Here is a 13,823-nt window from a genome sequence, read left to right on the forward strand (position 1 = left end):
CATCGGCCATCAGCCATGCGCTCTTCTCCTTTCCCAAGCTCTTCTCGCCCTTGTCCCATCCTGGTAGACTGGCGCCGCACGAGCGGACTGGCCGGGAGTGAGAAACGATGGCGCGTAACGATCAGGCCGTGCGTCTGTTAGTGGTGTTGAAGCAGCTGGAAGCCTCGCGGCAGGGGCTCACGCTGGAACAGCTGGCGGAGTCGCTCGCGCCCGGTTCCACCCGCCATCCCCGCACGCTCAGGCGCGATCTCGCCGCGTTGGAGGAAGCCGGGTATCCGCTGGTGACCGAGCGGATCAATGGTCACACCTGCTGGCGGTTGTTGGAAGGCTTCCGCAATGTTCCCGGCCTGCGGTTTTCGCCCTCGGAATTAATGGCCCTCACGTTCAGCCGCCGGCTCATCTCTCCCCTCGAAGGCACCGAACTTCACACCTCCCTCCAATCCGCGTTGGGGAAAGCGGCGGCCGCACTGCCTCCGCAGGGGGTGGCGCTGGTGCAACAGCTCGACGGCACGTTCAGCGTCGGCCTCGGCCCGCACAAACGCTACCGGCAACATCGCGAAACCATCGACCGGTTGACCCGCGCGATCGCCGACGCCACGACCGTGCAAATCCGGTACGATTCCGCCTCGCGCGGCCGCACGACCAGGCGCGAGGTCGATCCCTATCGGCTCTGGTACGCCACGGGCGGCCTGTATCTCATCGCCTTCTGTCATTTGCGGCGCGAGCCGCGCATGTTCGCCGTAGAGCGGATTAAGTCCGTGACGCCGACCGATCATCCCTATCAGATGCCGTTGCATTTCGATCTCGATGCCTTCGTGCAGGACGCGCTCACGGTCATGCGTGGCCCGCGCATCGAGGTGGAACTGGAATTCACGAAAGCCACGGCGGCCTGGGTGAAGGATCGCGTCTGGCATGCCACGCAAGGAACCAAACGCGTGAGGGGCGGCGGCTTGCGTATGACCCTCTCTGTCGCCGATACCCGCGAATTGATCGGTTGGATCCTGAGCTTCGGCAGCGGCGTGAAAGTCCTCAAGCCGGAGAGCCTGCATCAGGCGGTGGTCGAGGAAGCCCTGCGAATCAGCAAGGCATAGCTGAGTGCTCCTGCCGATCGTCCGGAACGTCCGCTCCTCGATCTTCCTGAGAATGATCTATCCGCGATCGTTTGCACGTTCGCGATTATCGTCATGCCTTGACTTCCCTGCTCCCTCGCCGGACAATGTTGTTGAAAAGTTCATTAATCATTGTGCATGTGGAGGTTCATCGTGGCAACCGTGAATTTCAGCGTCCCGGAGGACGTGAAGAAGAAATTCGACAGGGCATTTGCTGGTAAAAATAAAAGCCGCGTGATCGCTGATCTCATGACTCAGGCGGTTCAGGATCAGCTCATGCTGAAGCGCCGGAGTGAAGCAATCGACTCTCTGTTGAGCCGTCGCCGCACCAAACGGCCGGTACGTGCAGCGGATATTCGACGGGCTCGGGAGAGTGGCCGTTCGTGACAAGAGTGGTGGTAGATGCCAGTGTCGTTGTGAAATGGCTCTTGCCTCAACGTGAGGATGAGGCAGATGTCGAACAGGCGTTAAGGCTGATAGAGGGGCTGAGGAGTGGCCGAGTGAGGGTTTTTCAACCGGTGCATTGGCTGGCTGAAACCGCGGCTGTGTTAGTTCGACTCAGCCCGGAAACGGCCGCGGCTGACGTCGCCGATCTCTACACCATGGACCTCCCGATAGAGAATGGGCCGAATGTGTATCTGACCGCGTGCGAACTGGCACGATCGCTGAATCATCATGTGTTCGATACCTTATATCACGCGGTAGCGCTAACCCTGCCGGATACGGTATTAATCACAGCGGATGTTCGATATGAGCGAGCGGCTCGGCAAAGGGGTTCAATTATGTTACTGAGCGATCTGTCGTTTCTCTAGTCGCCAAGTTCTTTCGCATGCGTGGACCGTTCCCGTTCACGCTCCTCCGATGATGCTTTCCCGCCGTGAAACAGGTATCCTTGCCCGTTTGCAGGAAACCATGACGACATCCAAATCCTTTTGCCCATCCATGCCCCTGTACACCCAGGTGCTCATCGCCGTGATCTTCGGCGGTCTGCTCGGGATGATCTTCGGCCAGGAACCCTATCTGGGTGGCGTTACAAATGCGCAGTTGGGCAAGCTCGGCATGGTCGTCGTGCAGCTGCTGAAGACGTTGGCCATTCCGCTGATCTTCTTCGCCATTCTTGATGCGCTCATCCGTACGAGCTTGCCGCTCAGCCAGGGCACCAGGCTGCTGGTCATTTGCCTGGTCAACGTGTCTGTGGCGATGACGATCGGCCTGGTGATCATGAACACCTGGCAGCCGGGATTATCGTGGCAGGGCCATGTCGATCAGTTACTGCAGCTGCTGCCAGGGTCCAAAGCTCCGGCCAAAGTCGCGACATCGCAAACACCGATCGAAGACCTCGCCGCCTATATTCCCCGGACTATTTTGGCGCCGTTTTCCACGAACAATATCATCGGCGTGGTACTCCTGGCCCTCGTCATCGGCGCGCTGCTCCGGAAGCTGCATACGAGGTCGGCGCGGAAGGGCGAGGACGATCTGGCCATCGTGCGTCTCGTCGAATGGGTCTACGAATGGCTTGTGCGCATCCTAGGCTGGATCATCCATGCGGTGCCGTTCGCCGTCTTCGGGGTCGTGGCGCAGGTCGTCGGCAAGTCGGGCCTGGCCGTCTTCTCCATTCTCTGGATTTTCCTCGTGGCGATGCTCGCGGGACTCACGATCCATGCGCTGATCTATTACCCGCTCGTCGCCTGGTTCGTGGGCAAGAAGTCACCGAAGGTCTATCTGGGAGAAGGGGCCGACGCGATCATGACGGCCATGTCCTGCAACAGCAGCCTCGCCACCGTCCCGGTCACGCTGCATTGCCTGAATCGCATGAACGTGTCGGCGCAATCATCACGCCTCGCAGCCTGTGTCGGGACGAATCTGAACAACGATGGCATCACCCTCTACGAAGCGATGGCGGCGCTGTTTCTCGCTCAGGCCCTGGGGTACGATCTGTCCTTGATGAGTCAGTTCCTCATCGTGGCCGCATCCATCATCGCGGGAGCAGGTGTGGCCGGCATTCCCGAGGCGGGGATGATCGTGCTGCCGCTCGTCTTGTCGGCGGCGGGCTTGCCCGACACGGTTATCGCGGCCGCCATTCCGCTGATCATGACGGTGGATTGGATCATCGCCCGGGCGCGCTCAGGCGTGAACGTCCTGAGCGACATGCTGGTGGCGATCCTGCTCGATGCGGGTCGGACGCGGCCCGTTGCCGCGTCAAGCCCTGTGCGGTATCAGGCTGAGGCGGCGCACCCTTCCGAGTCTCAGCCGTCCTGACGAACCGTCATCTCGCAGCTTCAGCGTTCTGCTTTCGCCGCGTCACTCCAGAATCAGTCTCGCTCGCAAGTTGCCTTCGAGAAAATGATTCGGCAGCAACATGATGCAGTTGGGGTTGAACCCCTGCGACTTCAGCGTGTCGATACTGCCCATCACCCGGCCGCCTTTTTCCAAATCGATCACCGTGATTGATCCGTCGCTCATGCCGTCCAGGTTGAGCAGGCTGTTCTGTACGAACAGGTAATGCTCGTCGGGTGACAGGAGCGAATGGTGCGCACCGGCGGCCGCAGGAATGGCCTGCAGAAATTTCGGGTGGCGCGGGTCGCTGTTGTCATACACGTTCACAAAGCCAGGCTTCGCGGTCGTGACGAACAGGCGGTCGCCCTTGGCGTTATAGAGCATCTCCAGCGGCATGCCCTGCTGTCGCGGCCCGAAATCATCGATCTCGTGAAAGGAGAAGGACGCGGTCGTGGGGTCCCAGACCCCGGCCCAGAGTGTACCTTCCATCATGTTGGTGATGTGGACCACGGGCGGCACCGCGTTGGGCGAAAACATCACTTCGACCGGCGCAGATTTCGAAGGAGCCGGTTTGGACGACACGCGGTGCGTCGAGAGCACCGCACCGCTGCTGGCCTCGATCACCGTGATCGAATCACCCGCCTCGGACATGTCGGGCTTGACCGTGCTGGTGACCAGCACGCGGTCGATGCCATTGTGAATGGCGATTCCGTGCGGGTACCGCACTGACACCGGGGCGCCGTCGCCCGTGCGCACGACCTTGGTCGGCCGGTCTGTGACCGCATCGCCCATGATCACTGCGCTGGAGCCCATGCAGGTCAGGTACCAGGTGCGGTTGTCTTCCGACACCACTAGGTCTTCGAGCACCTGGCATTCCGGCACGTTGATGGCACGTAGGCGATAAGGAAAACGTGTCAGATCCACGGCATGCAGGACGCTCTTGTTCAACGCCGTGAGGTAGGCCTTGGTCCGGTCGCGGTTGAAAAAAATGTGGTGGGCGACAAGATCAGGCGGGAGCGGCACTTCCATCAAGATCTTCCCAAAATCGGCGGACTCGGGATCGATCTCCATGATCGCGATCCCTTCGCGGCGCACCGGCTGATTCGGCTTGCTCTCATAGTTGAGCAGCGCCAAGAGTTCAGCCGAGGCGATCGAGGTGCAGGAGAGGAATAGTAGGCCGATGCAGGTCAGAAGTCGGATGCGTCTCATGGCAGGCCTCCTTGGATAAAGTAGGGCGAATAAAAGAATCGTCAAAAGGGTACTCCTGTAGTGAGACCTACGCAAGAGCGCGTCGGTGAAATGGAAGCATTTGAGAAGGGTGGAGAGGAATGTTCCGACAAGCCGTCAGTGCCGCGAAGACCTCGTCTTCCTTCCAGCGGGGAGCTGCCTGAAGACTCACTTCTCGCAGCCGAACGGAAGCTTCACGATCCCCGTCGATCAGGATTTCACGGAGATCAGGCACGGAGCCGCCCGGGTCGTCTCATGAACAGCTCCGCGGCGGCAGATGACAGCAAAGGCAATCGTGTCTCGCTCACCCGGGTTACTTCGTTGCCCGGTAGACGGGCGAGAATGTGCCGGCACCGTCCTTTTTCAGAATGAAGACGATGCCCTTCCCGGGCCGATACAAGACCAGGTGGTCCGACTTGCCCGTGCCTCCATAGTCGAATGCGAACGCTCGGTCGGCGGATGAGGACAGGTCATACCCACCGATGCCGCTTCCGCCTGGATTTTGGTGGTACACGGGATAATAATTTCCCGTACCGTCTTTCTTGATGATGTAGAGTGCGCCGGTCCCGGGCCGATACAAGACGAGGTGATTGGTGGTGCCGGTGCCATCATAGTCGAAAGCAAAGACGTTGTCGGCTGAGACAGAAAGGTCAAAGCCGCCAATGCCGGAATGACTTTGATACACGGGGGTGAAGCCACCGGCGCCGTCCTTCTTTAGAATGAAAATGATGCCCTTGCCCGGCCGATAGAAGACCAGATGATCCGAGTTGCCTGTGCCGGTATAGTCCAACGGGAAGGCCCGGTCGTCCGGGGACGAGAGATCAAATCCCCCGATACCGGAGTGGCTCTGGTAGACGGGCGAGAACGTGTCGGGGCCGTCCTTTTTCAAGATGAACACGATGCCCTTCCCAGGCCGGTAGAACACCAGGTGGTCCAGCTTACCCGTACCGGCGTAGTCGAACGCAAAGGCCCGGTCGTCCGGCGACGACAGATCATAACCGCCAATGCCGCTGCCACCGGGCGTGTCTTTAACAATGGGGAAGTACGTTCCCACACCATCCTTCTTGAGGATGAACACCGCGCCTGTTCCAGGCCGGTACAGGACGAGGTGATTTGCTGTGCCGACACCGTCATAGTCGAAGGCAAACGCGCGGTCGTCCGGGGACGAGAGATCAAATCCCCCGATACCGGAATGGCTCTGGTAGGCGGGCGAGAACGTGCCGGGGCCGTCCTTTTTCAAGATGAACGCGATGCCCTTCCCCGGACTATAGAGCACCAAGTGATTCGACCTGCCTGCGCCGGTGTAGTCCAACGCGAAGGCCTGGTCCGCCGAGGAGGACACATCAAAGCCACCGATCCCTTCAATGGCCATGCTGACATCCAATTGTTCCAGTACCGTGTGGATGGGGGTGGCTGTCCCTGTGCCTTTGGAATCCGAGTCGATCGCAAACAGGAGCGCCACGACTTGGCCTGCATCATTCACAATGACTGATCCCGAATCTCCTTGATCGGCAAACAGAGAATTCCGCGTGGTGTCGGGATAGATTTCCACCTGGTTCCTGAAGATGATGGTGCCTACGCCGTGGGCAAAGGGCACTTGTACTGTCCGGTCCAAACCGTGGATCGTGCCGTAGGTTAATCCAGTGCTGCGCCCCCGTTTGCGAACCGCCATGCCGAGTTCCGGAGCGGCGGTTCCTGCGATGGCGCCAATATCCTGTACCCCGCAGGTATACCTCCTGCTGTTGTCGAGACGGGCGACCGCCGCATCCACATCCTTGTTGAGAATCCCTCGTTCGATGGTCGCGACCAAGATGCCACCGAAGGACGGTTGTGTGATGCGCCGTCCGACATCCCCCATTGGTTCCATCCCTCGTTCACACAGAGGACATGGTAATTACTCAACAGCATCCTGTGCTGGGTACTATTGTCGATGACAATGGCGCCCAGGGTGCCGGCAATGGACTGCAAGTCCACGGCACGTAGAGGCCCTATATCGATTCCACCGAGTATGGTGTTGTAGTAGCCACGATCTCCTGCCGGTCGAAACTGCTTCTGGATGACATCCGTCTTCACGCCCTGAATGGTATCGGGGATCTTCTGATCCTGAGGAACGTCCTTTTTTTCTGCCACATGAATACGAATGACGATCTCATCGGTTTTCCGGCCATTCACGAACTTGTACCCGACATCCACACCGGTTACGCCGGGCCTGCTCAGGAGATCATCTTCAGCGGCTGCCTTAATCCGTCTCACGCGTTCTATATCTTGAGCCATGAGGTCTCCTTTGGGATAGTGTTTTGAGCTGTCGCAGTACGATCGTACCGCGAGCCACTGAGGCAGGCTGTTTGTGCGGCGAGCGGTTGTGACATAACTACGTAGATTCGTGAATGCGAAAATAGGAAGATTTGTTTGACAGACGCTGCACGTCGGACGATTCTTGCGGGCGGGAAAGAGATGCCGCGTCGAGGGCTCGTCCATGAAGAGGGGTGATTGTATCAGTGCTGAATCATTCTTCCGGAGCTATGATGGGAGACGGCCGTCATTCCTGTTTTGATAGCTTGTTCGGTCTGAACAATCCCGGTGAGGTTGTGCGGTTCACCATTTACGTCTCACGCCCGCTGTGACCCCGGATGTCACGGTCATGGTGTAGGCTGTCCGACAGGATGGAAACCGGCACAAGGGAGGCGACGATGCGACAGGTACAGGTGCGGATTGTCGCAATCCTCGGCGGACTACTCTGGCTGGTGTCGATCGAGACCAGCGGGGCGGAGTCAGGGTCCGACGAGAAGTACCAGCGCGACTTTAATATTTTTAATCCCCTCAATCAGTACCAGCCTGCAAATCCGCTCAACCCTATCAATGCCTACGATCCGGCAAACCCATTCAACCCGATCAACCAGTACGATCCCGACAACCCCGCCAATCCCATCAACCAATTCAATCCGAACAATCCGTTCAACCCCATCAATCGGTACCGCCCGGAGAATCCGCTGAACCCCATCAGTGAGTTCAACCCGACCGTGCCGTTTGCGCCGTTGGGGGGAGGGGGGGACGGAAGCGGTAAGGGGGGAGCGAGGGAGTGGAAAGCTTCGGGTGGCTGGCTGAGGTGGCCAACAGGGGCGAAACGAGGCTGCTTATGAAGAATGAGAGAGCCACCCCAGGTGGTGATTTCTTGAGGGGAAACGGGTATTCTGCGGCCGCATTGCCCGTGGTCCGGCCAGCACACCACGCGCCTCACGGAGATTGCTTCTATGACACAGGCTTCATTACTGACCCATGTGACTCAGACTATCATCAATCGCTTTCACCCGAAGCGCATCATGGTGTTCGGTAGCCATGCGCGAGGGGAGGCTGGCCCGGAGAGCGACTTGGATCTCTTTATTGAGATGGAGACGCCTCGTCGGCCTCCTGACCGGGCGATCGAAGTAAGCGAGGCCTTCGGGTTACGTGCATGGCCGATGGATATCGTGGTGTACACGCCGGAAGAAGTGCGGCGCTTACGCCACGTGAAGGGAACGCTGCTGTCGGTCATTGAGAAGGAGGGCAAGGTTCTGTATGAACAGAGCTGAGTCCAACTTCGAAGCCTGGCTGCGCAAGGCCGAACATGATTTGCTAAACATCGAGAATAACCTCGTTGCCAAGGACATTCCCTGGGACACGGTCTGCTTTCACGCACAGCAAGTAGCTGAGAAAGTATTGAAGGCGTTTCTGGTCCATCATGGATACGATCTCTCGAAGACTCACGATTTGGTTGCCCTGCTTGCTCAGTGCGTCGCGTGTGATGAAGGGCTAGCGGTATTGGAGTCTGACTGCCGGAAATTGACCTCTTACGGTGTCGCGGCACGGTATCCGGATGACCTGTTTGAGCCAGAAGAAGCGGATGGTCGCGACGTGGTGGCCGCCGCCCATCGCGTGCGTACAAAAATTCTCCTGCTCCTGCCGAGAAACCGATGAATGTCTGCGAAGGTTCCGAGCCAGTTCCCCATTTTCCCGTCCGATGACTGAAAGATCATTGCCCTCTCACGGCTAATCTACAGCCAGCTTTTGCTATCCCAACTCACGACGCATTACTTCTAGATTCCCCTGCCTCCGATCCGAATAGTGCCTGTACCCTTTTATCTCTCACGTTTCACATCTCACACCCCATTGTGACCCCGGATGTCACGGTCATGGTGTAGGCTGTCCGACAGGATGGAAACCGGCACAAGGGAGGCGACGATGCGACAGGTACAGGTGCGGATTGTCGCAATCCTCGGAGGACTGCTCTGGCTGGCGTCGATCGAGACCAGCCAGGTGGAGCAAGGGTTCGATGAGAAGTACCGGCACGACTTTAACATCTTCAATCCCCTCAATCAGTACTAGTCTTGACTATATGTCAGATATGACATATGATCCTGTCGCCGAACGAATCGTCGGTGTCTGACTGATGGGCAGGATGGACAAACCTCTTATCTGGATTCGGAGCGAAGTCAAGACGCCGCCTTTTTCCCAAGCTGCGCGACTTGAAGCGGGATATCTGTTGAGGTTATTGCAGGAGGGCGAATCCCTTGGACTTCCGCATTCACGGCCCATCCCTGTCATTGGAACAGGATGCCATGAGTTACGGATCACCGATGAGGGCGGCACGTTTCGTATTATATACAGAGCAGATGCTGATGCTGTCGTCATTCTCGATGTGTTTAAGAAGAAGACTCAACAGACACCTCAATCGGTCATTGAAACCTGCCGACGACGACTTCAAGAGTATGACCGAATGATGGGATCGTAGGAGGGACACCACGATGAAGAACGCCAAACGAGCCAAGCTGGAAGCGGCCGGATGGACCATCGGGTCGGTGAAAGAGTTCCTGGACCTGTCAGACGCGGATGCGGCGCTCATCGACATGAAGCTGGCCCTCAGCCGGAGCCTGCGGGACCGACGAAATAAACAGGGCTTGTCACAGGTCCAGCTCGCTGAACGCCTCCGATCCAGCCAATCGCGCGTGGCTAAAATGGAAGCGGGCGATCCGTCCGTGTCCATGGATCTCCTGGTCAGTTCACTCCTGCTTCTCGGGGCGAGCTCCAGCGATCTGGCCAACACTATTCGGGGCGAAGGGCGCAGTAAGAAGGGGCGGGCAGCGTAATGCTTTGTTCCGACGGGTCGCCCTGTTGGAGCAAGGTTCTGAGGAAGGTATCGAGCATCACTGCGCTGGAGGATCATCAGCTGCGACTCATTACACAATCCTCAACACGTCCAGATCCCTCCGCTCCCAGTCCGAACTGTATCTGTAGCCTTTTACGTCTCACGTTTCACATCTCACGTCCCATTGTGACCCCGGATGTCACGGTCATGGTGTAGGCTGTCCGACAGGATGGAAACCGGCACAAGGGAGGCGGCCATGCGACAGGCTCAGGTGCGGATTGTCGCAATCCTCGGCGGACTACTCTGGCTGGCGTCGATGGGGAATGGCCGGGCGGAGCAGGGGTTCGATGAGAAGTACCAGCGTGACTTTAACATCTTCAATCCCCTCAACCAGTACCAGCCCGGCAACCCGCTTAATTCCATCAATGCCTACGATCCGGCAAACCCGTTTAATCCGATCAACCAATTCGATCCCGGCAACCCCGCCAATCCCATCAACCAATTCAATCCGAACAATCCGTTCAACCCCATCAATCGGTACCGCCCGGAGAATTCGCTGAACCCCATCAATGAGTTCAATCCCACTGTGCCGTTTGCGCCGTTGGGTGGCGGGGCGAGACCGAAGCGGTAAGGGGGAGCGGGGGAGTGAGAGCGACAATCCCCCAGGCCCCTAGGCAAAAGCCTGCTGGTTTTTCACGTAAAAACGCGGGTGAATAAAAAGTAGGAAACGGGTATTCTGCGCGGCAACCAAATGCCACCACTCGATAAGACATCCCTCAGCGAACGCGATATCTGCACGAAATTCATCACGCCCGCTTTGCAGGAAGCCGGGTGGGATCTCCTGTCGCAAATCCGAGAGCAGGTCTATTTCACGAAAGGGCGAATCATCGTTCGCGGGAAGCTCGTGACCCGTGGCAAGGCCAAGTTCGCCGACTACATCCTCTACTACAAGCTGAACATCCCCATCGCCCTCATCGAGGCGAAGGACAACAGCTATCCAGTCGGCGGTGGTATGCAGCAGGGGCTGGAGTATGCAGCGACGTTGGATATTCCCTTTGTCTTTTCATCGAACGGTGACGCCTTTGTCTTCCATGATCGAACAGGCCAGTGCGAGAAACGAGAAGTCGAACTCTCCTTGAAGGCGTTTCCCACACCTGATGCCCTCTGGCAAAAGTATCGTGCTTGGAAAGGCCTTGCGCCGGCTCAGGAAGAGATCGTTCTTCAAAACTACCATGACGACGCGAGCGGTAAGGAACCGCGTTATTACCAGCGTATTGCCATTAACAAGACTATCGAGGCAATTGCCAAAGGGCAGAATCGTTTGCTCCTGGTGATGGCTACCGGAACCGGCAAGACTTACACCGCCTTTCAGATCATCTGGCGCCTGTGGAAAGCCAAACGGAAGAAACGCATTCTCTACCTCGCCGATCGCAATGTCCTGATCGATCAAACCATGGTCAACGACTTCCGGCCCTTTGGAAAAACGATGGCCAAGCTCAGCACGAGTTCCAAGACCATCGAGCGCGAGGATGGCACCGAAATCGATCTGCCGACCGCCATGGACAAGAAGCATCGGCGCATCGACACCTCCTACGAGATGTATCTTGGCCTCTATCAGGCCATCACCGGACCGGAGGAACGGCAGAAACTCTTCAGGGAACTCTCACCGGACTTCTTCGACCTCATCGTGATCGACGAGTGCCACCGGGGGAGCGCAGCAGAGGATTCCGCCTGGCGCGAGATCCTCGATTACTTTTCCAGCGCTACTCAGATCGGTCTCACGGCCACGCCGAAAGAAACGGAGTACGTCTCGAACATCCACTACTTCGGCAAGCCCGTCTATACCTATTCGCTCAAGGAGGGAATTGGAGACGGGTTTCTGGCTCCGTACAAAGTGGTTAAGGTTCACCTGGATGTGGACGTGGAAGGCTATCGTCCCGCGCCGGGAGAAACCGATAAGTATGGGCAGGAGATCGAAGATCGTATCTACAACCAGAAGGACTACGACCGCAACCTGGTGATTGATAGGCGCACCCAGCGCGTCGCCCGTAAAGTCAGCGAGTTCCTGAAGGAAAGCGGCGACCGCTTCCAGAAGACCATCGTGTTCTGTGTGGATGTCGAACATGCAGCCCGCATGCGCCAGGCACTGATCAACGAAAACCAGGATCTGGTCCAGCGCAATGAACGTTACGTCATGCGCATTACCGGCGACGACGACGCAGGCACGGCACAGCTCGGCAACTTCATCGATCCGGAGGCTACATACCCCGTCATCGTCACCACCTCACGGCTGCTCTCTACAGGGGTGGATGCCCAGACTTGTCGCCTGATCGTGCTGGACCGCGAGGTCGGATCGATGACGGAGTTCAAGCAGATCGTGGGTCGGGGCACCCGCGTCCATGAAGACACCAAGAAGTACTATTTCACCTTGATCGATTTCCGGAAGGCCACGAACCACTTTGCCGACCCCGACTTCGACGGCGAGCCGGTGCAGATCTATGAGCCGGGGGAGAACGATCCGGTTGCCCCGCCGGATGATGTGCCTCCGATTGTCGATGGGGAGGGGCCCATTCCGCCGAAGCCAAGCGAGGACGAACGGATTCTCGTTGATCCGACTCCGCCGGATATCACGATTCCACCCGATGACAGTCAACCACGCAAGTATTACATTCACGGCCATGAGGCCAGCGTCATTGCCGAGCGTGTCGAATATCTGGATGAATACGGCAAGCTCGTCACGGAAACGCTGCGCGACTACTCGAAACAGACGCTCCGCAAGCAGTACGCCAGTCTGGATGCCTTTCTCAAACGCTGGAACAGTGCCGAACGCAAGCAGGCCATCATCGAAGAACTGGAAAGCGAGGGCATTCTGCTCGAACCGCTGGCCGACGAGGTGGGCCAGGATCTCGATCCCTTCGATCTCATCTGCCACGTGGCCTTCGACCAACCGCCGCTCACCAGGCGCGAACGGGTGGAGCAGGTCCGCAAACGAGATGTCTTCACCAAGTACGGCAAACAGGCCCGTGCGGTATTGGAAGCGCTGCTGCAAAAATACCAGGACGAAGGTGTCACGAACCTCGACGATCCGCAGATCCTGCGAGTGCCTCCACTCGATGCCATGGGAACACCGTTGGAATTACTGAAAACCTTCGGCGGGCGGCCTGGGTTCGAGCGAGCCGTACACGAACTCCAATCCGTCCTTTATCAGGGAGCCGCCTAGAGGTATGGAAACGATTGGAACGCAGGAATTATGGTCATTTATTGATGGGAAATCTGAAGCAACAACAGCACGAATTTCCAAGATTCGGAAAGGAGCTGGGCACACAGTAAATTCGTTCTTGGAATTGGCTTCTAAAGTAGCCGAATTGCAGTTCAGAAATCGCGATCACGTCCTTCTGTTCGGGGGCCAATCAGCGGATTATCGAAACAAGAAAGGCAACAGCACACTAAAACCTACACTATTCAGACCCCTCAAGAAGGGGAACCCGAATTCGAATACCCTTATTCAACGTTTCGAAGCATTAAGGGATGCAGAAGATGATCTGGCATGTAGATATCAACAGGCAGGTTTTCTCGGCGCTGAACGGTTACAACGCCAGCATATTTTGCGATGGGCGATCCTACAACATTATGAAGTCTGCCGAACGCCGCTGTTGGACATAACTGCATCTCTCCGCGTTGCCGCCTCATTTGCATCCATCGATCATAAAGGTGAGGCATTTCTATTTGTTCTTGGCGTTCCAAACTTAAGCGGAGCAATAACGGCTAGTGCCGAAGCCGGCCTGCAAATTGTGCGGCTATCCAGCGTGTGTCCGCCCAAAGCAATTCGTCCACATCTTCAGGAAGGTTACCTGCTTGGCGAATACCCTGAAATGTCAGACTTCGGCCGGGTGCAACAATACTTCCAGTACGAAATTGATTTTGGTCGGCGGTTAGTTGCCAAGTTTCGTTTTGAGCCAAAAACCTTCTGGAAGGATGACGCATTCCCGATGGTAACCAAGAAGGCGCTGTATCCTTCCCCTCAAGGTGACCCATTTCACAAAGTTGTTTCTGCGGTAAAACAGTCCATCAGCTATTTGCGGGAATAG

At 57.3% G+C, this 13,823-nt stretch carries 15 protein-coding genes; 13 read left to right on the top strand and 2 right to left on the bottom strand.

Features of this window, described 5'->3' with window-relative positions; translation table 11 throughout:
- The first annotated feature begins 107 nt into the window (after positions 1–107).
- The 4 genes from KJA79_RS15700 to KJA79_RS15715 all read left to right on the top strand — a co-directional run bounded on the left by KJA79_RS15700 (position 108) and on the right by KJA79_RS15715 (position 3,368).
- Complete coding sequence (locus KJA79_RS15700) at positions 108–1,091, top strand: helix-turn-helix transcriptional regulator (protein ID WP_213043011.1); 984 nt, start codon at positions 108–110, stop codon at positions 1,089–1,091.
- A gap of 171 nt (positions 1,092–1,262) precedes the next feature.
- Positions 1,263–1,496, top strand: a complete 234-nt coding sequence (locus tag KJA79_RS15705) for a hypothetical protein (RefSeq protein WP_213043012.1) — start codon at positions 1,263–1,265, stop codon at positions 1,494–1,496.
- 8 nt (positions 1,497–1,504) lie between these two features.
- Entirely contained in the window at positions 1,505–1,921 is a 417-nt protein-coding gene (locus KJA79_RS15710) for a type II toxin-antitoxin system VapC family toxin (protein WP_281412706.1), read from the top strand.
- 100 nt (positions 1,922–2,021) lie between these two features.
- Entirely contained in the window at positions 2,022–3,368 is a 1,347-nt protein-coding gene (locus KJA79_RS15715; protein WP_246507716.1) for a dicarboxylate/amino acid:cation symporter, read from the top strand.
- A gap of 42 nt (positions 3,369–3,410) precedes the next feature.
- Here the strand turns inward: KJA79_RS15715 and KJA79_RS15720 are convergent, their stop codons facing one another.
- Together KJA79_RS15720 and KJA79_RS15725 are read right to left on the bottom strand one after the other, a co-directional pair.
- Positions 3,411–4,595 carry a YncE family protein gene (locus KJA79_RS15720; RefSeq protein ID WP_213043014.1) on the bottom strand — a complete coding sequence of 395 codons (1,185 nt, stop codon included), beginning with the start codon at positions 4,593–4,595 and terminating at the stop codon, positions 3,411–3,413.
- A 331-nt stretch (positions 4,596–4,926) separates the two neighbouring features.
- On the bottom strand, positions 4,927–6,471 hold the full coding sequence (locus tag KJA79_RS15725) for a chymotrypsin family serine protease (protein WP_213043015.1): 1,545 nt from the start codon (positions 6,469–6,471) through the stop codon (positions 4,927–4,929).
- 832 nt (positions 6,472–7,303) lie between these two features.
- On the opposite strand from KJA79_RS15725, the gene KJA79_RS15730 reads away from it, so the two are divergent.
- The 9 genes from KJA79_RS15730 (at position 7,304) to KJA79_RS15770 (ending at position 13,823) form a co-directional block, all read left to right on the top strand.
- A complete protein-coding gene (locus KJA79_RS15730) occupies positions 7,304–7,753 on the top strand; it encodes a hypothetical protein (RefSeq protein WP_213043016.1) in 450 nt (149 codons plus the stop codon).
- Positions 7,754–7,864: 111 nt separating this feature from the next.
- The gene (locus tag KJA79_RS15735; RefSeq protein ID WP_213043017.1) at positions 7,865–8,182 is read left to right on the top strand and encodes a nucleotidyltransferase domain-containing protein; all 318 of its coding nucleotides are present in this window, start codon (positions 7,865–7,867) and stop codon (positions 8,180–8,182) included.
- Positions 8,169–8,567 carry a HEPN domain-containing protein gene (locus KJA79_RS15740; RefSeq protein WP_213043018.1) on the top strand — a complete coding sequence of 133 codons (399 nt, stop codon included), beginning with the start codon at positions 8,169–8,171 and terminating at the stop codon, positions 8,565–8,567. Before KJA79_RS15735 ends, KJA79_RS15740 begins: the two co-directional genes overlap by 14 nt.
- A gap of 264 nt (positions 8,568–8,831) precedes the next feature.
- A complete protein-coding gene (locus KJA79_RS15745; protein WP_213043019.1) occupies positions 8,832–8,975 on the top strand; it encodes a hypothetical protein in 144 nt (47 codons plus the stop codon).
- Between the two features lie 64 nt (positions 8,976–9,039).
- A complete protein-coding gene (locus tag KJA79_RS15750) occupies positions 9,040–9,381 on the top strand; it encodes a type II toxin-antitoxin system RelE/ParE family toxin (RefSeq protein WP_343224260.1) in 342 nt (113 codons plus the stop codon).
- 13 nt (positions 9,382–9,394) lie between these two features.
- Complete coding sequence (locus tag KJA79_RS15755) at positions 9,395–9,736, top strand: helix-turn-helix transcriptional regulator (RefSeq protein WP_213043021.1); 342 nt, start codon at positions 9,395–9,397, stop codon at positions 9,734–9,736.
- Between the two features lie 255 nt (positions 9,737–9,991).
- On the top strand, positions 9,992–10,366 hold the full coding sequence (locus KJA79_RS15760; RefSeq protein WP_213043022.1) for a hypothetical protein: 375 nt from the start codon (positions 9,992–9,994) through the stop codon (positions 10,364–10,366).
- A gap of 120 nt (positions 10,367–10,486) precedes the next feature.
- Positions 10,487–12,955 carry an EcoAI/FtnUII family type I restriction enzme subunit R gene (gene hsdR, locus KJA79_RS15765; RefSeq protein WP_213043023.1) on the top strand — a complete coding sequence of 823 codons (2,469 nt, stop codon included), beginning with the start codon at positions 10,487–10,489 and terminating at the stop codon, positions 12,953–12,955.
- Between the two features lie 4 nt (positions 12,956–12,959).
- The gene (locus KJA79_RS15770; protein WP_213043024.1) at positions 12,960–13,823 is read left to right on the top strand and encodes an FRG domain-containing protein; all 864 of its coding nucleotides are present in this window, start codon (positions 12,960–12,962) and stop codon (positions 13,821–13,823) included.

Source organism: Nitrospira defluvii, assembly GCF_905220995.1.
Lineage (GTDB): Bacteria > Nitrospirota > Nitrospiria > Nitrospirales > Nitrospiraceae > Nitrospira_A > Nitrospira_A defluvii_C.